The 20,555-nt window shown below is 51.7% G+C and carries 19 protein-coding genes; 11 read left to right on the top strand and 8 right to left on the bottom strand.

Annotated features, from left to right (window positions below):
- Nucleotides 1–173 precede the first annotated feature (173 nt).
- Nucleotides 174–563 (top strand): glycine cleavage system protein GcvH, encoded by a 390-nt coding sequence (gene gcvH, locus KO116_RS11430; protein ID WP_008958023.1) that lies wholly within the window; start codon nucleotides 174–176, stop codon nucleotides 561–563.
- A gap of 84 nt (nucleotides 564–647) precedes the next feature.
- On the top strand, nucleotides 648–3,542 hold the full coding sequence (gene gcvP / locus KO116_RS11435) for an aminomethyl-transferring glycine dehydrogenase (RefSeq protein ID WP_035558359.1): 2,895 nt from the start codon (nucleotides 648–650) through the stop codon (nucleotides 3,540–3,542).
- A 25-nt stretch (nucleotides 3,543–3,567) separates the two neighbouring features.
- Here the strand turns inward: gcvP and KO116_RS11440 are convergent, their stop codons facing one another.
- Nucleotides 3,568–4,476 carry a LysR family transcriptional regulator gene (locus KO116_RS11440; RefSeq protein WP_035558362.1) on the bottom strand — a complete coding sequence of 303 codons (909 nt, stop codon included), beginning with the start codon at nucleotides 4,474–4,476 and terminating at the stop codon, nucleotides 3,568–3,570.
- A gap of 147 nt (nucleotides 4,477–4,623) precedes the next feature.
- Between KO116_RS11440 and ppnN the strand changes: the two genes are divergently transcribed.
- Together ppnN and KO116_RS11450 are read left to right on the top strand one after the other, a co-directional pair.
- Nucleotides 4,624–6,006 (top strand): nucleotide 5'-monophosphate nucleosidase PpnN, encoded by a 1,383-nt coding sequence (ppnN, locus tag KO116_RS11445; RefSeq protein ID WP_035558365.1) that lies wholly within the window; start codon nucleotides 4,624–4,626, stop codon nucleotides 6,004–6,006.
- A gap of 168 nt (nucleotides 6,007–6,174) precedes the next feature.
- Nucleotides 6,175–6,375 carry a hypothetical protein gene (locus KO116_RS11450; protein ID WP_035558367.1) on the top strand — a complete coding sequence of 67 codons (201 nt, stop codon included), beginning with the start codon at nucleotides 6,175–6,177 and terminating at the stop codon, nucleotides 6,373–6,375.
- A 101-nt stretch (nucleotides 6,376–6,476) separates the two neighbouring features.
- On the opposite strand, the gene KO116_RS11455 is transcribed toward KO116_RS11450, so the two are convergent.
- Nucleotides 6,477–7,226, bottom strand: coding sequence for a DUF6694 family lipoprotein (locus KO116_RS11455; RefSeq protein ID WP_035558370.1), 750 nt, complete (start codon nucleotides 7,224–7,226; stop codon nucleotides 6,477–6,479).
- Between the two features lie 369 nt (nucleotides 7,227–7,595).
- Here KO116_RS11455 and KO116_RS11460 point away from each other — a divergent pair, with 369 nt between their 5' ends.
- Entirely contained in the window at nucleotides 7,596–8,483 is an 888-nt protein-coding gene (locus KO116_RS11460; protein ID WP_035558372.1) for an NAD(P)-dependent oxidoreductase, read from the top strand.
- A 133-nt stretch (nucleotides 8,484–8,616) separates the two neighbouring features.
- Here the strand turns inward: KO116_RS11460 and KO116_RS11465 are convergent, their stop codons facing one another.
- Both KO116_RS11465 and KO116_RS11470 read right to left on the bottom strand, forming a co-directional pair.
- Nucleotides 8,617–9,405, bottom strand: coding sequence for an SDR family oxidoreductase (locus KO116_RS11465; RefSeq protein WP_035558375.1), 789 nt, complete (start codon nucleotides 9,403–9,405; stop codon nucleotides 8,617–8,619).
- A 30-nt stretch (nucleotides 9,406–9,435) separates the two neighbouring features.
- Complete coding sequence (locus KO116_RS11470) at nucleotides 9,436–10,572, bottom strand: iron-containing alcohol dehydrogenase (protein WP_035558378.1); 1,137 nt, start codon at nucleotides 10,570–10,572, stop codon at nucleotides 9,436–9,438.
- A gap of 248 nt (nucleotides 10,573–10,820) precedes the next feature.
- Between KO116_RS11470 and KO116_RS11475 the strand changes: the two genes are divergently transcribed.
- Genes KO116_RS11475 through KO116_RS11495 form a run of 5 tightly spaced genes read left to right on the top strand, consistent with a single transcriptional unit; the run spans nucleotide 10,821 to nucleotide 15,793 of the window.
- Nucleotides 10,821–11,801 (top strand): tripartite tricarboxylate transporter substrate binding protein, encoded by a 981-nt coding sequence (locus KO116_RS11475; protein WP_035558381.1) that lies wholly within the window; start codon nucleotides 10,821–10,823, stop codon nucleotides 11,799–11,801.
- 43 nt (nucleotides 11,802–11,844) lie between these two features.
- Nucleotides 11,845–12,285: a tripartite tricarboxylate transporter TctB family protein gene (locus tag KO116_RS11480; RefSeq protein WP_235272560.1), complete on the top strand. Its 441-nt coding sequence runs from the start codon at nucleotides 11,845–11,847 to the stop codon at nucleotides 12,283–12,285.
- 3 nt (nucleotides 12,286–12,288) lie between these two features.
- Nucleotides 12,289–13,803, top strand: a complete 1,515-nt coding sequence (locus tag KO116_RS11485; RefSeq protein ID WP_035558387.1) for a tripartite tricarboxylate transporter permease — start codon at nucleotides 12,289–12,291, stop codon at nucleotides 13,801–13,803.
- The gene (locus KO116_RS11490) at nucleotides 13,800–14,846 is read left to right on the top strand and encodes an Ldh family oxidoreductase (RefSeq protein WP_035558390.1); all 1,047 of its coding nucleotides are present in this window, start codon (nucleotides 13,800–13,802) and stop codon (nucleotides 14,844–14,846) included. The genes KO116_RS11485 and KO116_RS11490 overlap by 4 nt, the downstream gene beginning before the upstream one ends.
- A 56-nt stretch (nucleotides 14,847–14,902) precedes the next feature.
- The gene (locus KO116_RS11495) at nucleotides 14,903–15,793 is read left to right on the top strand and encodes an NAD(P)-dependent oxidoreductase (RefSeq protein WP_035558392.1); all 891 of its coding nucleotides are present in this window, start codon (nucleotides 14,903–14,905) and stop codon (nucleotides 15,791–15,793) included.
- A gap of 27 nt (nucleotides 15,794–15,820) precedes the next feature.
- Here KO116_RS11495 and KO116_RS11500 read toward each other — a convergent pair whose 3' ends face one another.
- On the bottom strand, nucleotides 15,821–16,786 hold the full coding sequence (locus KO116_RS11500) for a GntR family transcriptional regulator (protein ID WP_035558395.1): 966 nt from the start codon (nucleotides 16,784–16,786) through the stop codon (nucleotides 15,821–15,823).
- A gap of 37 nt (nucleotides 16,787–16,823) precedes the next feature.
- Nucleotides 16,824–18,353, bottom strand: a complete 1,530-nt coding sequence (locus tag KO116_RS11505) for a UxaA family hydrolase (protein WP_035558400.1) — start codon at nucleotides 18,351–18,353, stop codon at nucleotides 16,824–16,826.
- A gap of 471 nt (nucleotides 18,354–18,824) precedes the next feature.
- On the opposite strand from KO116_RS11505, the gene KO116_RS11510 reads away from it, so the two are divergent.
- On the top strand, nucleotides 18,825–19,010 hold the full coding sequence (locus KO116_RS11510; protein ID WP_008958040.1) for a hypothetical protein: 186 nt from the start codon (nucleotides 18,825–18,827) through the stop codon (nucleotides 19,008–19,010).
- 146 nt (nucleotides 19,011–19,156) lie between these two features.
- Here the strand turns inward: KO116_RS11510 and moaA are convergent, their stop codons facing one another.
- The gene (moaA, locus tag KO116_RS11515; RefSeq protein ID WP_035558403.1) at nucleotides 19,157–20,128 is read right to left on the bottom strand and encodes a GTP 3',8-cyclase MoaA; all 972 of its coding nucleotides are present in this window, start codon (nucleotides 20,126–20,128) and stop codon (nucleotides 19,157–19,159) included.
- Nucleotides 20,125–20,532, bottom strand: a complete 408-nt coding sequence (locus KO116_RS11520) for a putative zinc-binding protein (RefSeq protein WP_035558406.1) — start codon at nucleotides 20,530–20,532, stop codon at nucleotides 20,125–20,127. The genes moaA and KO116_RS11520 overlap by 4 nt, the downstream gene beginning before the upstream one ends.
- Nucleotides 20,533–20,555: the final 23 nt, after the last annotated feature.

The raw sequence follows: 20,555 nt of genomic DNA on the forward strand, positions 1-20,555 counted from the left end.
AAATACCTCGCTCTACTACGTTTAAAGGGAGCAGATAAGAAATTTGTTTCCGATTGGAAACACGTTAACATGCATCTTTATTCGCTCGCTTTCCGCTAGCCGACAGTCGCCAAGGCGAGCGACAACCGCTAGTATGCCCGGGTCCAGAAAACTGTTTCATATAGGAAAACATCATGAGCAACCTTCCTGCCAATCTTCGTTACGCTGAAAGCCACGAGTGGGTACTTGACCACAAAGATGGCACCGTTACCGTCGGTATTACCGATCACGCCCAACAAGCACTGGGTGATGTCGTCTTTGTGGAACTGCCGGAAGTGGGTGCGGCGCTGACAAAAGGCCAAGAGTTTGGTGTGATTGAATCGGTTAAAGCCGCTTCTGATCTTTACTCCCCCGTTGCGGGCGAAGTGATTGAAGTGAATGAAGCCCTTGAAGACGCTCCCGAAACAGTCAATGACGCGCCTTATGAAGGCGGCTGGATTATGAAAGTTCGCTTAGACAGCGATGCCATTGATGGCCTGTTAGACGCCGATGCCTACCAGGCAACGCTCAGCGCTGACGAATAAAGCATACTCAGGCGCCTGCCTTTTCTGGCAGGCGCTTCGCTTATTATCCTGCACGGCTCTCTCTTAACGTTCGGAATCTTCTTCATGTCTCTTGAAACACGCCGCCTGGCCGAGCTGGCCGACCACGATGCTTTTATCAAACGTCATAATGGTCCAAGTAGTGATGACGTTACCACGATGTTAAAAGCGCTCAATATGCAGCACATGGAAGATCTGATCGAGCAGACCGTGCCAAGCGATATCCGCCTTGGGCGCGAACTGTCGCTAGACGATCCGCGCAGTGAATCCGAAGCGTTAGAGTACTTAGCTCAGCTGGCGCGGCAAAATCGCGTGGCTAAAAGCTATATTGGCCAGGGCTATTACGGCACGCACATGCCAGCGGTCATTCAACGCAATGTGCTGGAAAATCCCGGTTGGTACACGGCTTATACGCCTTACCAACCGGAAATCTCTCAAGGCCGCCTGGAAGGCCTACTGAACTTCCAACAAGTAGTAATGGATTTAACCGGCATGGAGCTTGCGAATGCTTCACTGCTTGACGAAGCCACCGCTGCCGCCGAAGCCATGGCGCTGTGTAAGCGCGGCAATAAGAAGAGCAAATCCAACGCTTTCTTCGTCGCCGACGATGTATTCCCACAAACACTGGACGTGGTTAAAACCCGTGCGGAGTTCTTTGGTTTCGAACTGATGATGGGCCCGGCTGAAGAACTGGCAGCCCACGATGTGTTTGGGGCCCTGGTACAGTACCCGTCTGCCAGCGGTGAAGTTCGTGACCTGGCACCGCTGTTGAGCGCGGCCGCCGATCGCAACATCATGACCTGCGTGGCGACCGACCTTTTGAGTTTGGTGCTGCTGAAAGAGCCCGGCAAGTTTGGCGCCGACATTGTGGTGGGCAACTCCCAGCGTTTTGGCGTACCCATGGGTTTTGGTGGGCCTCATGCAGCGTTCTTTGCCACGTCAGATAAGCTCAAGCGCTCAATCCCAGGGCGGATTATCGGCGTCTCCAAAGATAGCCGCGGCAATACCGCCCTGCGCATGGCGATGCAAACTCGCGAGCAGCATATTCGCCGTGAGAAAGCGACCTCGAATATCTGTACCGCCCAGGCACTGCTGGCCAATATTGCCGGTTTTTATGCCACCTATCACGGCGCTGAGGGGCTGCGCAAAATTGCGGGCCGTGTTCACCGTTTGACCACCCTACTGGCTGAAGGCCTTAAGCAGGCAGGCGTCACGCTCGCTCATGACAGCTGGTTTGATACGCTATGTTTGACGGGCGTAGATGCAGGCAAGATTCATGGCCGCGCCATGACCCATGATATTAACCTGCACTATTTCGCCAATGGCAATGTGGGCATCAGCTTGGATGAAACCACCACCGCTCACGACGTAGCCGCCTTGTTTGATGTGCTGTTGGGCGATGAGCACGGCCTTGCCGTTACAGTATTGGACGAGCAGGTGGTGGCGAACGGCACCACAGGTATTCCCGCTACCTGCCAGCGCGAAAGCGACTTTTTAAGCCACCCGACCTTTAGCCGTTACCGCAGCGAAACTGAAATGCTGCGCTACTTGAAGCGCCTGGAGAATAAGGATCTGTCGCTTGCTCACGCGATGATCCCGCTCGGCTCCTGCACCATGAAGCTCAACGCCACCAGCGAAATGATCCCCGTTTCCTGGCCATCGTTTGCCCACCTGCACCCCTTCGCACCTCGCGACCAAGTAGCTGGTTATCATCAGATGATTGATGAACTCTCGGCATTTTTGGTCGAAGTCACCGGTTATGATCATCTCTCCATGCAGCCTAATTCCGGCGCGCAGGGGGAATATGCAGGCTTAGTGGCGATTCGCCGTTACCAAGCGGCCCAGGGCGAAGGTCATCGTGATGTCTGCTTGATTCCTAGCTCCGCTCACGGCACCAATCCTGCCTCCGCGGCGATGGTGCAGATGAAAGTGGTCGTGGTTGAATGCGATCAAAATGGCAATATTGATATGGCAGATTTACGCGCGAAAGCCGAGCAGCATCGCGATCAGCTGTCTGCCATTATGCTCACCTACCCGTCGACCCACGGCGTGTTTGAAACTAGCGTGCGCGAAGCGTGCAAAGTAGTGCATGACAATGGCGGCCAGGTCTATATTGATGGTGCCAATATGAACGCTCAGGTGGGCTTGACGCGTCCCGGCGATTTCGGCGGCGATGTGTCCCACCTCAATCTGCATAAAACGTTCTGCATTCCCCACGGCGGCGGCGGCCCAGGCATGGGCCCTATCGGCGTTAAAGCGCACCTAGCGCCCTATGTGTCCAATCACGTGGTAACGCCTATCAACGGTGTGAATAGCGATAGCGGTGCTGTCTCCGCGGCGGCCTTTGGTAGCGCCTCTATTCTGCCTATCTCTTGGGCCTATATTAAAATGATGGGCGCGCGGGGCCTGCGTGAAGCCACCGAGCTTGCCATCCTAAACGCCAATTACATTGCCAAGCGACTGGAAGCGTCATTCCCTATTCTCTATCGTGGCCAGAACGGCACCGTCGCCCACGAATGCATCATCGATATTCGTCCGCTCAAAGCGGCCTCCGGGATTAGCGAAGAGGATATTGCCAAGCGCTTAATGGATTACGGCTTCCACGCACCGACCATGTCATTCCCGGTGCCAGGCACGCTAATGATCGAGCCGACCGAGTCGGAGTCACTGTATGAAATTGATCGCTTCTGCGATGCCATGATCGCCATTCGTGACGAGATCGCCCGGGTGGAAAACGGTGAATGGCCGCTGGATAATAATCCGCTGGTCAATGCGCCGCACACTCAGGCGGATCTGATGGATAGTGCCTGGGAACGGCCTTATAACCGTCAGCTGGCAGCCTTCCCAACCGCTGCTGTGCAAGCCGCTAAATACTGGCCCGCCGTTAACCGCGTTGATAACGTGTTTGGCGACCGTCAGTTGATCTGCTCTTGCCCCAGCATTGACGAGTATCGCGACTAAACGCCACTCAAACGCCCCTGCTGCCTTAACTGTTCGATGGCATCAGGGGCGTTTTTTCTTGCACACGCTGGGCGTGAAAACCGTTTAACAGCTTTTCGTAGCGTTTCGGCAGTACCGAGTCGCGACGGCGAAGCAGGTAAAGCACTTCACTGACCGCATTGGGCAGATTGAGTGCTTTGACTTGGCGCTGCCAAGGAGACGTTTCCAGCACCAGTCTCGAAACAACAGTAAAGCCTAGCCCCCTGGCGACCGCATCCAGCACCATACTGACTTCATTGGTAAAGCCCTGATGGCGGAAATGCGTCATGGAGCGAAAATCATCCGGGTAATTAGCCCGTAATAGCGCGTTAGCGTGGTTGATGCCGTCGTAATAATTGAGAAAGCCGATGCCCATTAGATCTGACAGTGTGCTGCCAGCAAAATCAGCGGGCACCACTAAACAGAGAGGCTCCTGGTGCCAAATAGAGCAATGAAGTTCAGGATGGTTCATCGCCTCCGTGACGATGCCAATATCGTAGCGTCCATCTAACAGATCATTCACAATTTCATGGTTAAAAGCGAAACTATAGTTGACCGTTAAATTGGGGTGCATTTGCTGCTGGCCCAAAATATACGGATAAAACATCAGACCCACACTTCCCGGTGACGCAATACGGCAGTCGCCACTGTCTAGTGAGTCGTCATCTAAGCCATGACGAAACTGTTCATGCTCAGCAAACAACTTCAACGCATAATCATAAGCTCGCCGCCCCGTTTCCGTTAGCGTAAAACTACGCCCCTTGCGCTCCAGCAGCTCTTTATTTAAGTAGCTTTCTAGCTTGCGAACATGCTGGCTTACGCCGGGCTGCGTCATTTCCAAACGATGAGCGGTACGGGTAAAACTGCCTGTTTCCACTAACGTAATAAACGTACGGAAGTATTGAGCGTTAAACATAGTAAAGAACCATTGTCTTTAGCAGCCATCCTTTTAAACAGGGTTCATAGTAGCACAGCGGCCTGGGTAGCCGATGCGCCGCTGTACCGGCTGCCAGGGCATGGTAAACTGCCAATAGCACTCAAACGACTAGGGACAGCCCCACTGATGACCGCAACTGCTCAACCCCGCGCCACCCTTTCCAGCATCATTTCCCCAGAAGGAAGCCTGGAAGTACTTTCTCAGCATGAAGTTAATCGCCTACATAAAACCTCTCAAAGTGGCCTTCATGATTTACTTCGGCGTTGTGCACTGGCGGTTTTAAATTGTGGTAACCCAAGTGACGACAGTCTGGCGATTTTAGAAGCCTATAAAGATTTTGATATTGAAGTATTGCAACAAGATCGCGGCATCCGCTTAAAGCTGACTAACGCGCCAGCGGAAGCGTTCGTGGATGGCCGTATGATCCGCGGCATCCGCGAACACCTCTCCTCGATCATTCGCGATATCGTTTACGTCTATAACGAAATTCAACATCACAACCGCTTTGACCTTAGCACTGGCGAAGGCACTACCAATGCGGTCTTCCATATTCTGCGCAAAGCGGGCACGTTGAAACCTGGCCGCGACCCTAGCCTAGTGGTCTGCTGGGGCGGCCACTCTATTTCTCGTGAAGAGTACGAGTACACCAAAGACGTCGGCTACCACTTAGGTCTGCGTGATTTAGATATTTGTACCGGCTGTGGGCCAGGGGCTATGAAAGGTCCCATGAAGGGCGCAAACGTCGCCCATGCAAAACAACGCCGTAAAGAGGGCCGCTATTTAGGTATTTCAGAACCTGGCATTATCGCCGCCGAAGCGCCCAATCCCATCGTTAATGAACTAGTGGTAATGCCGGACATTGAGAAACGCCTGGAAGCATTTGTGCGCCTCGGCCACGGCATTATCGTCTTCCCAGGCGGGGTTGGCACAGCGGAAGAGATTCTCTATTTATTGGGTATTTTGCTGCACCCAAGCAATAAAGATATCCCCTTCCCATTAATTTTCACTGGCCCTGCCGATTCTGCCGCCTACTTTCAGAAAATCGATGAATTCCTGGTCTATACGCTCGGTGAAGAAATCCGTCGCTACTACACGATTATCACCGGCGACCCGGTGGCGGTGGCGCGCACCATGCGCCATGGCATCGACGAAATTGCTGAATTCCGGCGTACGCACCAGGATGCGTTCTACTACAACTGGCGGTTAACCATTGCGCGCGATTTTCAGGCAACGTTTCAACCGACCCATGAAGCGATGCGAGCGCTAGCGCTTCACCGCCTCCAACCGACTCATGAGCTAGCCGCTAACCTCCGCCGGGCGTTCTCCGGGATTGTAGCGGGCAATGTTAAAGAAGACGGTATTCGCGCCATTGAAGCCCATGGCCCCTTTGTGCTGACAGCTGAACCTGAACTAATGCAGCGCTTGGATGAGCTGTTGACCTCATTTGTGGCACAGGGTCGCATGAAGCTAGATGGCCAGCCTTACACGCCCTGCTATGTACTTAAATAACAGCAAAACCGTACCACAGCCGCCGATTAGGTGGCGGCTGTGTGCTGCTGGCGCGATCAGCCCCTGGCAACAGGAACCATTTCAGAAAAAATTGGCCTGATTAGCTACACTTAGCGTGGACAATGCACCAGTCACTATTGCCCCCATCACTATTGAAAGGAACTCACCATGCCGATGATTAATCAGTTACAAGACGTAAAAACAAAGGATTTTGCCAAACACTGCTATGAAAGTAGTAGCGTTGATAAATTACGCGATGCCGCCGAAGGCAGCCCCGACCAAGCAGAAATGGAACATTGGGGGCTAACGGAAGGACAGTGGGAAGAAGCCATAGTGGCTGCGTTGGCAGATCATGAAGCCAAAGAGTAAATAACTTCAAATAGCGGGTAACCGCTAAAATATATGCGCCCTAACATTCAAACGTTAGGGCGTTTTATAGTACAGCCTCCCTTATGTATTCCATACGATGCTTATTCCACGTTCGATAACGCCACACCGCCATACTCCTCCCGAAGACGCTCTAGCTTGGTAACTTCGCTTTCGCTCAGCGCTGGGGAGTCCCATAATGGCTGCTTTTCAGCTCCTCGCAGGCCTTCCAAGCTAACTGTCAGTTCTGCATTACTAGGTATCTGAGGTTCTCCCCAGGGGCCAAAACGATTAGGCGCAAGACTCCAGGCCAGCGTCTCTCCCGGCTCAATTCCCCCTGGCATAACGTAGTAGAATTGTTCATCGATCCAAGGCTGTGAGCGGTCAGGACTGATAACGCGCCCTCTTAAAGAAAGCGCGGATATGACCTTATCAGTGGCATTCGTTACTTCAAGATCAATCACCGGCTCAGGAGCACCATAAGGGCTCTCACTCATGTAATAGCGAGCATTATCAATACTGAAACGCGCTAACTGCTGCTGGTCGCTGTTCGCCTTAGCTTGCTTCTCTTCCAGTCGTGTTAGCGTACGCATAGCCTGCTCACGCTCTCGTGACCGGCGCTCGCGAAGTATTTGATCGGCGCGCTCAATAACCTGATCGCCAGTCAATCCATGCATTTGCATATTGGCTGACTCAGCGATCTCCGCCGCGTTCATACGGTTAGGATTAAGAATGTCAATGCTGTTAAATGTCGATGCCGTCGAAATAATGATGAGCCCTTGATCAAAATCGTCGCGCTTATAAGTAGGCAGCGAGTTGCGCACTTTTTCGACCGAGACGACTGACGCTGGCATGGAGCTTGTGTCAATTTTAGGGTCTGAACAACCCGCTATCATGAGTACTGATAGTGCTATTGCAGACAGCCTTAGAAGGCTACACATACACTCACCTCAACGCAGACAATGGTAAAAATTGCTGAGGAGCTTAACGGAAAGTACTATTTATCACTACCCTTTGGTGCTGGCGGGATGAATTTGCCATCACCATAGTGGCACGCCGTCATCGTATTCTCTTTACTAGTAGTTACGTTGCAGAACAAACAAAATCAAAGTGAGATGCTGGCTTGCCTAAGAGGGTGTAACCTGAATTCATAGCGATGCACAACCACCTTCTCTTTTTACTCTTATTGCCACCCTAACAACCTTATAAAAGGGAGTAAGAAAATGCTAAAAATTGGCTTTATAGGACTTGGCTTGATGGGCCAGGGTATGGCCACCAACCTTATTAAGCATAATTTTCCTTTGACTATCATGGCGCATCGAAATCGTGCACCAATCGAAGCACTATGTCAGTTGGGAGCAAACGAGGTAGGAACTCCTGCTGAAGTTGCCTCACGAAGTGATTTAGTTTTTGTCTGTGTCAGTACCAGTGAGCAAATGGAAAACATTACTCTGGGCACTGAGGGTCTTCTTGCTGGCGCGAATCCTGGTTTAATTATCGTCGATTGCTCGACATCGCTACCTCAATCGACACAACGGTTATCCGCGAGTATCGAAGCCGCAGGATGCCACCTGCTGGACGCCCCATTAGCAAGAACGCCCAAGGAGGCACGCGAAGGACGCCTCAATGTCATGGTGGGAGGTAGTCAAAAGATAGTGGACCAGGCCTGGCCAGCCATAGAAGCCTTTGCTGAAAATATATTTCATGTTGGAGAGCTAGGTTCAGCGCACAAACTCAAACTGATCAATAACTATCTCTCGCTTGGCGCCGCTGCTCTGGCGGCGGAAGCCGCGGCGATGGCGGCTAACTTGGATGTTGATCAACACAAGTTATATGAAGTGTGTTCACAAGGAGGCGCCAATAGCGCCATGTTCAACGCCGTGATGCCCTGGGTGCTTGAAGCAGATGAAACGCGCTTGCGCTTTAGCTTGGGTAATGCCGGTAAGGACATGGGGTATTTAAGCGAAACGATAGCTGCGTCTGGTTTTAATAGTATGATGCTGCCCGCCTTGCGCGAGGTGTTAAAGCAAGCTGAACAGGCGTTGGGCAACGATCAATATGTGCCCCGGCTTTACGACGCAAGCATGCTGCGTAATGAGCAAAATCAGTAAGCCGCCCCGTTCAGCGAGCCGACATTGGATGTCTGCTGATTAAAAGCAGATACAACATCGGCGTAACGAATGCACATTAACTAAATTCGCCACGTCGATGTTGTTAAATCACACTATCCGCTACGCGTGTTGCTCAATACGTACCCGCGTAACTGCCACCATCCAGCAGTATATTTTGGCCGGTCATATAACTGGCCTGAGCGCTACACAGAAACGCACAGAAGGCGCCAAACTCTTCCGCAGTGCCGAAGCGCTGTGAAGGTACTTTTTTACGAAAGGTCTCCCGTACGCTCTCGTATTCCTGGTTGGACGATTTTGCGACGTTTTGATGAGTGCTCTTTAAGCGATCAGTATCAAATGAGCCGGGCAATAAATTATTAATGGTTACGTTTCGCCCGGCAAGTTGAGGCTGACGAGCCAAGCCCGCTATAAAACCCGTCAATCCACTGCGGGCCCCATTGGATAGCCCCAAAATATCGATGGGCGCTTTAACGGCTGCAGAGGTGATATTGATCACCCGGCCAAAGCCCCGTTCCGCCATGGCATCAACCGTTGCCTTGATGAGCTCAATCGGTGTGACCATATTGACATCGACAGCGTCTAACCAGTCTTGACGTGACCAATCTCGAAAGTCACCAGGGGGCGGACCGCCTGCATTGTTAATCAATATATCTATTTGCGGGCAAGCGGCTAGCGCCGCTTGGCGTGTCGTTTTTTGTGAAATATCCCCCACCACGGTGAGCACCGTCACGTTCGGATTCAGGTGCCGTAAATGTGCCGCTGTTTCTTCCAACAACTGGGAGGAGCGTGCGTTGATGACGACATTCACTCCCTCCATGACCAACGCCTCTGCACACCCTTTTCCGAGACCTTTACTCGCGGCACACACCAGTGCCCAACGTCCTTCAATTCCCAGTTCCATTATTCTGCTCCTGTTTCGCCAGTGATCGACTTATAGGGATTGCTCAAGCATCCACTGATAATCCTGCTCACTCGCAACGCGGGGATTCGTTTTATGAGTGTGATCAGCCAAGGCGCCTTTAATAATTCGGGGGAATAACTCTTCAGACACGTCCAATTCCGCTAACCCCATGGGTAAATCGAGACGCCTACTCATGTCTTTAATAGCAGGCCCAATGTCAGTAGGGCTATTGAGCTGCATCGTCTGAGCGATGCGTTCAAGCTTTTGCTCATGCTTTACAGAATCGCAGCTGGAGTTGAACTCAATAACCGCGGGCAGGAAAATGGCGTTGAGCGTGCCGTGGTGAAGCCTCGGATTAATACCGCCTAATGAATGACTCAAACTATGTACGCAGCCTAATCCTTTCTGAAAGGCCATCGCCCCCTGCATTGAGGCACTCATCATATTCATGCGTGCTTCCCGATCATCGGGGTTTCGTGTCGCCCGCTCAATATTCAGCCAGCCGCGGCGCAGTCCATCCAACGCAATGCCGTCGGCAGGCGGATTAAAGGCCGCCGACATAAACGTCTCAAGGCAATGGGATAAGGCGTCCATCCCCGTGGCTGCCGTCATTTGTGCGGGCAGACTCAACGTTAACTCGGGGTCGCAAATAGCAGATTTAGGTACCAAGTGGGGTGATAACAGGCCGACTTTACGCCCATCTTCCAGAATCAGAATCGCCCCCCGGCCGACTTCACTCCCGGTGCCTGCCGTTGTTGGAATCGCGATAACCGGTGCCGTCGCAGCGGTAATTCGCTCTGAGCCTCCCTCAACCACAGCGAAGGACTTCAAAGGGCCTTCATGGGTACCGCAAATAGCCACGCCTTTAGCAAGATCAATGGAGGAGCCGCCACCAATGGCAATGATGCCATCGAAACCACCCTCACGGTATTGCGCAACGGCTTGACGAACGGCGGCCTCATTGGGGTTGGGGGGCGTTTGATCATAAATGGCTGGATGAGGATCACGGAGATGCTTCAGTACCTGGTCGACAATACCCGCAGCCCGCACTCCCGCATCGGTCACCACCATGGGATGTCGAATACCCAGGCGGTCACACTCCTGCTGCAGCAACGAGGCGGCCCCGAAATCAAATTGAATTTGAGTGACGTAGTTGATTATTGCCATTTCATTACCTTTGGAATTGTTAGTGTTTTTAAGTAATAACTTACTCTCGCTCTGCTAACAAGCCTGTTGATGCAACGCCACAAGCCGATATCGCGAAGCGTAATTTCGACCCAGTCCCCGTTCAGAAAAGTCAGAGAAGTAGCGTCAAAATTGAACTAAAGTCTACAAAATATGATTATTGAACACAATGGTCGTTAATGCTAGATTTGTTTTGCCAACCTACAAATACACAAAAACCCGAGGCTCACATGAAAACAAGCACCAAAACAAAATCGCTCAAGCGCATTACTGCTCTGCTACTGCTGACGGCATCCAGCTCGGTGCTGGCGGCCTACCCTGAAAAACCCATCACTATCATCGTTCCATGGGCCGCAGGTGGCGGCACCGATGCAACCGCGCGTACTATTGCCGCGGCGTTAGAAGAACAATTGGGTCAAACGGTGAATGTGGTTAACCGTACCGGTGGTAGCGGTGTGGTCGGCCACAGTGCTATGGCGAGTGCCAAACCGGATGGTTATACCCTGGGCTTGGCTACCGGTGAGCTCAATATGATGCACTGGCAGGGCCTGACCGACCTGACGTATGAAGATTTCACTCCGATTGGCCAGATCAACTTTGATTACGCCGGCATTCAAGTAGCCGCCGATGCGCCTTACGATTCAGTCCAAGAACTCGTTGATGCTATTGCTGAGCAACCCATGGGCACCTTTAAAGCCTCAGGTACAGGTCAAGGTGGCGTATGGCATCTAGCCTTTGCAGGCTTCTTAATGGATCAGGGGCTTGAAGCCAACCGTGTGACCTGGATCCCCAGCCAGGGCGCGGCGCCAGCAATGACGGAACTTGCTGCCGGTGGTATCGATATTGTGCCGAGCTCTGTTCCCGAAGGTCGCTCAATGATCGAAGCCGGGCGTGCCAAAAGCCTTGGCGTAATGGCACCAGAGCGCATTAACAGCTTCCCCGACGTCCCTACGATTAATGAAGCGATCGGAAGCGATTATCTCGTCGGTGAATGGCGTGGCATCACCGGTCCTAAGGGGATGGATGAGGAAATCGTAGCGACCCTTGAGGAAGCGCTAGAGGCCGCTTACAACAGCGATACCTATCAAGGCTTCATGGCTAAACAAGGCTTTGGTACTGAGTGGCGCAATGCCGAAGAGTTTGGTGAGCTAATGGTCGAAATGGATGCCGTGTATGGCGACATTGTTGAGAGCGTTGGTCTGAGCCAATAAGGGGATAATCAACATGAGAGATCTCCTCTTGGGGCTAGCCTTCATGCTGCTTGGCGCCGTCGTGTTAACTGTCGCTAGTCAGTACCCAACAATGGCGAGTCTTCAATATGGTCCATCTCTGTTTCCCTCCCTCATTGGGGGAGGGTTTCTCATAGGGGGCCTAGTACTTTCGGCAACGCAGCTACCTACGCTAAAACGTCAACTGTCAGGCACCAATGCGAATGTGGGAAATTTCTTCGACTTACGCTCCGTGCTTGTCTCGCTCCTCCCTATAGCACTCATTATTTTTTATATATTCGCGAGCGAGTTTCTTGGCGCGGCCCTTTGCCTAGCCATCATTATGTTCGTACTGATGCTGGTGAGAAAAACTTCCCTACCTTTAGCACTACTGGTCTCCTTCGTCGCGTCGCTAACGATTTATTTCCTATTCTCGCGATACCTGCTGATCCCCCTTCCTGAAGGGCTAATGAATTTTTGGGGTTAGATTATGGAAGCTTTTCTGTTAGGGCTGCAGCTCGTTTTCAATGTAGAAACCATGCTGGTTATCTTTGCGGCCGCCATATTTGGTGTGTTCGTGGGAGCGGTGCCAGGGTTAACCGCCACGATGGCGGTTGCACTCTTGGTACCGATTACCTTCTACATGGATCCGACCCCCGCTATTGCCGCCATTGTTACCACATCGGCCATGGCTATCTTTGCCGGGGATATTCCCGCCACCTATTTGAACATTCCCGGTACGCCCTCTTCGGCTGCCTATGTCGCCGATTCACATCTATTGGCGCACAAGGGCCGAGCCAGAGAAACACTGGGCATGAACTTGATCTGTTCGGTATTTGGCGGTCTATTCGGAACATTAATCCTGGTCTTTGTTTCCCCTTCATTAGCCGAGGTGGCGCTCCAGTTTAGTTCTTATGAATACTTCTGGTTGGCGCTGCTGGGGTTAAGTTGTTCGATCTTTATTGCAATTGGTTCCAGGGTTAAAGCCTTCCTCTCTTTAATGATCGGGCTGCTATTATCGACGGTCGGTCTGGATATGATGAGTGGCGCGCCCCGCTTCACCTTCGGCATTCCAGACTTGATGGGGGGCATTAACTTCATTCCCGTCATGATCGGCATGTTCGCCCTCAACGAACTCATGCTGTTTTATGGTTCACGCAATGAAGGAAGAGAGCTGCCGTCGTTATCCAAAGACAGCGTTTTCAAACAGGCACCAAAGCATATAAAAGCTTATTGGCCGAACATGATAAGAGGGAGCTCGATTGGAACACTGATTGGCGCACTTCCCGGCGCGGGGGCTGACATTGCGGCGTGGATCTCTTATGCCGTTGGCAAAGGCCGCTCTAAACAGAAACAGGCCTACGGCACCGGCCATATTGAAGGCATTGTCGATGCCAGCTCCGCCAATAACTCGGGGATTAGCGGCGCTTGGGTGCCGGCCCTGGTATTCGGGATTCCGGGTGACTCGATAACCGCCATTGTTATCGGCGTACTCTATATGAAAGGCATGAATCCTGGCCCCACCATTTTTATGGATGGCACCGGCTTGATCTATGCCCTTTTCATCGTGTTCTTTCTTGCCAATTTAATCATGTTGCCGATTGGCTATGCGGCGATAAAATCCGCCAAGGTATTTATCTTAACGCCCCGTAAAATCCTAATGCCGATCATCTTATGCTTCTGCATTGTAGGCGCCTTCTCCATCAATAATTCGATTACTGATGTATGGATTATGTTGCTGATCGGCTTTATCGCCTCAATTCTCGCCCGATGTGACTTTCCCATGGCGCCTGCGATTCTTGGCTTGGTGTTAGGAACGACATTGGAAAACAGTTTTATGAGCTCAATGCTCAAAAGCAATGGCGATCTACTCAGCTTCTTTTCCCGCCCTATTAGTGCAGGTCTAGGTGCCCTCGTTATTTTGCTATGGCTTTCTCCGCTAATCACCATGGCCTACAAAAAATTCAAACATAACAGTCAGCACAAAGCACCGAGGATTTCATGAAACGCTATACAAAAAACTGGTTGGAAGAGGTACTGGTTACCCTGTTCATGGAGGCCGGTGCTTCACGTGAAGTGAGTGAGACAACCAGCAGTATTCTTATTGAAGGGGATTTATTGGGGCACCATACCCATGGCGTCAAACTGGCGAACGGTTACTTAAGAGATTTGAAATCGGGGCATGCGTGCGGTGATCACAACGCGATGACCTCAAAAGAGATCAGCTCAGTCGCTGCCCTTGTTGATGGCCACTATATTCTTGGCCCCTACTTAGTGCAAAAAGCGCTTGAGCGAAGTGCTGATGCAGCACGAGAGTCTGGCATTGGTATTGTGACCATAAAACGTTCGCACCATATCGCCTGCTTGGCCTCGTATTTACAGCCTTTTGTTGAGCAAGGGTTGATGCCGATCATTATGACCTCGGATCCAGCGGTGAAATCGGTCGCCCCTTATGGAGGCGTTTCGCCAGTTTACACACCGAACCCTATTGCCATGGGCATCCCCAGTCGCGTCCAACCGATCATGATGGACGTTAGCATGTCGACCGTCACTAATGGCAGTGTGGGTAAAGCACACGCTGAGCAAACCAAAATGGCACATCCCGTCATCCTTACCAATACGGGGCTTGCCAGCGACGATCCAGCGGATTTTTTCAGCGACCCACAAGGTAGCATCCTGCCGCTCGGCGGCCAGGAGTTCGGTCATAAAGGTTTTGCGATGGGGTTGATGGTGGAAGCACTGACCTCCGCATTAGGCGGATTTGGGCGTAAAGATGCGCCCACTGGTTGGGGGGCCTCGGTGACTGTCATGGTGATCAACCCCACCCTTTTCTCGGGACAGAGTGCTTTCCTTGATGAAACAGATCATTTAATCGAAGCATGCCTGAGTTCCAAGCCGGTCAACCCCCAGTATCCGGTGCGAATGCCTGGTCAAGCCGGGCTTAGTCGTCGAGATAAGTACTTGGAACAAGGTATTCCGCTGCCGAACGATGTGGTGACTGAGCTACAAAAAGCGATTGATGACTCATCACTGAAGGGTCGTTATTAAAGATAGCTGCGGCAAAAAATTGATCATCGTAGGACCAGAGCAGTGAGGCAATCATCATGAGCGAACCAACAACAATAGGCTTTATTGGCACAGGCATTATGGGTGGGCCGATGGCCGCCAATCTTGCCAAGGCGGGACATCAGGTGCGCGTCTGGAATCGCACCCCGGATAAAGCACAAGCCCTTACCTCACTGGGCACCGAGGTAAGCGAGACTTTCCAGCAGGCGGCTGAGCAAGCAGACGTTGTGGTGGTCATGCTCAGTTCAGGCCCTGTCTGCGATGAGGTGATCCTGGGACCCAACGGTCTATTGGCAGCCATGAAGCCGCACAGCACGCTGGTGGTGATGAGCTCGATCCCGGTTGAAACTGCACAGCAGCAAGCCAAGGCCGCAGCTGAGCGCGGGATTGGTTATCTGGACGCCCCCGTATCAGGAGGTGAAAAAGGTGCCAAAGCGGGTAATTTGGCGATTATGGTCGGCGGTGAAGTAGCCACCTTCGAGCGCACAAGTACCCTACTTAGGATAATGGGCAACCCGGTTCATGTCGGCCCTGCAGGTACCGGGCAACTGGCGAAGTTAGCCAATCAATTAATCGTCGCCAATACGATCGCCACTGTCTCAGAGGCGGTGCTTCTTGCAGAACGCGGTGGCGCTGATCCCGCTAAAGTTCGCGAGGCACTGTTAGGTGGTTTCGCAGATTCCACCATATTGCGCGCCCATGCCCCCCGTATGATTGCCAATGACTTCGCACCGGGCGGCCCCGCCAAATGGCAACTAAAAGATACCCAAACGGCCATTGGGCTCGCCAAAGAGCTGTCGCTTGACCTGCCCGTCACATCGCTGGTGAATAGCCTTTTCACGGACCTTGTTGCCCATGGCGACGGAGAGCTCGACCATAGTGCTTTGATACGAGAACTCAGGCGTCGAAACGAAATGCCCCTCGATTAATGACACAAACTATCTTTATCGTGATCGTTAGCGCAAGTAATCGGGGATGTCGAGAACGCCGTGGTCACGAAAATCGCTAAGACGCTCTTGAACCTTGGCTTCGGAGCCTGCCAAGTGAGCAGAGAGCGCTTGGCTTGCTTGCTCACCCTCTTTATGACGCATTCTGTCGAAGATTTTCAGATGGTCATGAAAGAACGGATCTTTGTCTGGCAGTGCCATGCTAGAGCCCAGCAGATGCTTGCTCATAAGCAGAACAGGATGGGTGCGCCTTAGCATGTCAAAAATTTCTTGATTGCCACCCATGCTCACGGTTCTGTAGTGCAGATCGCTTTCAAGTTCATCCAGTGTCGCGCCTGCGACGTTAGGATACTTCGCCGCCGTCTGCTCTAACTTCTCAATGAAATGGGAGATTTGTTGCTCGGGCATAATCTGCGTAGCCCTGGCAATCATAAAGGGCTCCAACTGCCTACGCGCTTCATAAAGATTATGCAGTCGATCATTGTCCAGCGGCACAATGGACCAACTGGTGTACTTCACTTTTTCAACCACCCCAATGGACTGCAGATAGAGTAGAATTCGGTGCGTAATCGTACGGCTGACACTGTATTTTCTTGCCAGCTGGAGCTCGTTGAGTTCGAACCTGCCCTTCATCGAACTCAAGACAACATCATGTTCCACAACATCAGCTATAGCGCGCCAAGTGTCCGTGCGCTCAATCTTGGCGTCCTCGCCCAACGCACTGAAATCGGCCGTGGTTAGATTCCGCCTGATAGGCTCAACGGCCGTTGCCCCCACCAAGTAACCACGGCCATCGAAACGGCAAATTAACTGTTCATCATGCAAACGTCCTAATGTCTGGCGAACAGGAGAGCGGCTCATACCGAATATTTCTGCAATATTGCCTTCGAGCAGCACTAAGCCTGACTCAAGGTGGCCACTGTTGATACTTCGCTTAAGCGCCTCGTAAAGCTGGTCTTTTAACGACTGCGACATTCAAGCCACTCATTACATAGGTGTTAGTTAAGGGTTGTTAAGTAACGGCACCCACCATCCACGGCACAAATTCATTGTTACCATAACCCAACGATTCACTGGCACTCTGTTCGCCCGAGGCAATCGAAATAATCTTCTCAAAAATATGCTCGCCCACTTCTTCTACTGTGGCGGTACCATCCACAATGGTGCCACAGTTAATATCCATATCTTCGAGAATGCTTTCGTACATCTGCGTATTGGTTGCCAGCTTAATACACGGCGCGGGCTTAAACCCGGAGACAGAGCCGCGTCCCGTGGTAAAACACACGACGGTTGCGCCTGAAGCAATCTGACCCGTGACGGATACCGGATCATAGCCGGGGCTATCCATGAAATTAAAACCTGACTCTTTCAACGGTTGTGCATACTCAAGCACATCATTAAGGCTCGAAGAACCACTCTTAGCCACGGCACCCAGCGATTTTTCAAGAATGGTGGACAAGCCCCCTGCTTTATTTCCCGGCGAAGGATTATTGTTTAATTCAGCCCCATTGATCTGCGTGTAGTGCTTCCACCACTCGATCCTTTCGAGCAGCTTACGCGCAACGTCTTCATTGATGGCTCTATCGAGAAGCAAATGCTCAGCACCATAGATTTCAGGCGTTTCACTCAATATAACGCTACCGCCATGTTGGACGATAAGATCAGCCGCATGTCCCAGGGCGGGGTTGGCAGTAATGCCAGAATAGCCATCTGACCCACCACACTGCAGTGCCACGGTAAGGTGACTCAACGGGGCTGGGCGTCTCTCGGCATCACGGTAGTCATTCGACATTTGACGGATTTTTTCCGATGCCTTCTCAATGCTCGCTCGAGTACCGCCAGCGCTCTGAATATTGAAATAAAATATTCTTGATGTATCGGTCAGTCCATATTTTTCAACCAGTTGCTTAACCTGATTCGCTTCGCAACCTAAACCAATAATAAGCACAAAGGCAAAATTCGGATTGATCGCATAGCCATTCAATACCCGTTCAAGAAAAGCAAACCCCTCAGACTCCGTATTCATTGCGCAGCCTGAGCCATGGGTGACCGGCACGACGCCATCAAAGCCTAATGCCTCAAATTCACCGCTGGCATTGAGCCGCTCTGCAACCACTTTTGAGACCGTGGCTGAACAGTTCACGGTGGAAAGAATGCCGATGTAGTTGCGGGTGCCTACTTGTCCATTGGCACGATGGTAGCCATTAAAGGTGCGCTGGCTGTCAGTCACCGATGTCCTTGGCGCTGGCTTGAAATGCTCCAGTGATGTGTCACGTTCCAACATAACAATATTATGCGTATGCACATGTTCACCGGCCTCGATACGCCGCGTTGCCAACCCAATAATCTGACCATATTTGAAGATGGGCTGTTCTGGCTCAATGACCGTTAACGCAACCTTATGGCCAGCATCAATATTCTCATGGGCAGTGTGCTGTTCATCGTCAATGGGATACCCCTTTGGAACAGCCCTACTCGCCACGCCAACGTTGTCATGAAGATTCAACCTAATGACCGCAGGTACACTATTGATAAGCTCCATTATTTTCTCCCTAAGCCTCTTAGACGTTTGCAAATCACTCAGTACCCCGCCATCAGCCTTTTCACCAGCGCGTTTAGAATTGTTGTACTGGGCATATTATACTATCGTCGATTTAATGATCATTGTGTGCAATATTCAATCAAGGTCAGTTTACTTTCTCCCGAAGCGCATGTCGATAGCTATAAAACAGAGCGAGGAAGCTGGTTAGCCACACAGGTGTAAAATGGGTTCTCTGCTACGCTTAAGGAGCGAAAAAAGAAGATTAAGGGCATGACCGCATAGAGAATAGTGAAATAGCATATGGAGGGCTGAAAACTTAGCCTGAGGTAGGTTGAAGTAGAAAATCAGGAACTCAGAGGAATACGGCGCATCGGATATTGTTACAAACCCTAGTCCATCTTGAATGGCTGGGACTTAACACCAATGCTATAACGAATATGCTCCTAAGCAGTTAGGTACCAGGAGGTTCGCATGAGGAAATGGATCGTAATGGCAGTCGTCAATTGGCTGCGTAAGCCAGCAAACAGACAGAAAGCCAAGGACGCTTGGAAAGATGTTCGTAGTCGCAATGATGCAAAGCGGACGCCTCAACAGCCGCAGGCTACCCCTCGCGATACAACAGCACAGCGCCCTGGCAATATCGATAATCGTCCTTAAATGCTAGGCAACTTGGTTTGCATAGATGGGAAACCTGAAACTTCCGCAGAAGAACTTGTTAAGTGGGCTTTTGACTACTTTCCCGACAGGGCGCTTGCAATTGCTAACCACTGACACGGCTAATAGCGGCCAAACTCAAAACTAAATTAACCACCTGTTGCATTCATGAACCTCACAACCTGAACCTCACCATCGGTAGTAAAATGATGACGCTCAGGTTTTTTCTTCATTGCCGCCACAATGCTCGATTTAAGCCGCTGGGTGTCCCCCGGATAACGCCGCATGACGGCGCGTAAATCTACCGAATGCTCATTGCCCAGACAAAGCAGTAGCCGCCCTTCAGCCGTCACTCGAACACGATTACAGGCAGCACAGAAATTGTGGCTATGGGGAGAAATAAAGCCAATCCGCGACTGGCTGTCTGCCATACGGTAATAGCGGGATGGCCCTAGGGTGGTCTCGGTGGTGGGTAAGAGATGATAGTGGTTTTCTATGGTCTCCCGCACCGTATCGGTAGAAAGAAAGGTCTCGCCACGGTTATGCTCGCTGATAGCGCCCAGCGGCATCTCCTCAATAAAGCTTATATCGACTTGTTCATCCCGGGCAAAGTTTACCAAGTCGATAATTTCGTCGTCGTTACGTCCCTTGAGCAATACGGCGTTGAGTTTAATTGACTGAAAGCCAGCGCAACGTGCTGCGCGAATACCCGCGATCACTTGGCCAAGATTACCTGTACGCTCAGGTTTGAGTGAGTCGAGACTGATATTGAGCCGATGTAGCCCGCCTTGCCGCAAAGCATCGGCATGCTTGACCAACCCTGAGCCGTTGGTGGTCATCGCCAGCTCGCGCAGGCCTTCCAATGCACCGAGTTTTTGCACTAGCGTTAGTACGCCCTGGCGTACCAGCGGCTCACCGCCCGTTAGACGGATTTTTTCCACCCCCAGCTCGACGAAAGCCTGCGACAGCATAGCTATCTCTTCAAGAGTAAGCAGTTGGGCGCGAGGCAAAAAGGTCATTTCCTCAGCCATGCAATAAACACAGCGGAAGTCACAACGATCAGTCACCGATATGCGCAGGTAACGCACCGTACGGCCAAACCCATCGACTAGCGCACTCATTCTGAGGGCTCCTCTGCTTGGGCACTGGCGTTAACGGGTAGCCGAGCTATGAGCCCTTTAACTTCGGCAGTGACCTCTTCAATGGTTTCCTCATCATAAAATTGGCCCCGCCGCTTACGCAGGCCGTTCTCATACATCTTGACGTGCTCAGTGGATATAACGCCCGCTTTGGAAAGACAGTGGCTGGCGCAATGCATCTGACACCCATCAATGGCTACAATAGGGCGCCCGGAGCGGGCAATGCGCACCAGACCGGGCACACCACCGCCGACACCGGCAATGCAGGACATTTCCGCCTCTCCTGCATGGTCAAGACGCAGGGCAACGCTATTGGCCAGTTGCGCCACATCAGAGCAGCCGGAGCAGGCATAAATCAGTGTGCGGGGTTTGTATTGTGAAGACATACCCTCTCCTATGAAAAACAAAC

Origin of the sequence: Halomonas sp. KO116, from assembly GCF_000734975.2 — a bacterium.
Lineage (GTDB): Bacteria > Pseudomonadota > Gammaproteobacteria > Pseudomonadales > Halomonadaceae > Vreelandella > Vreelandella glaciei.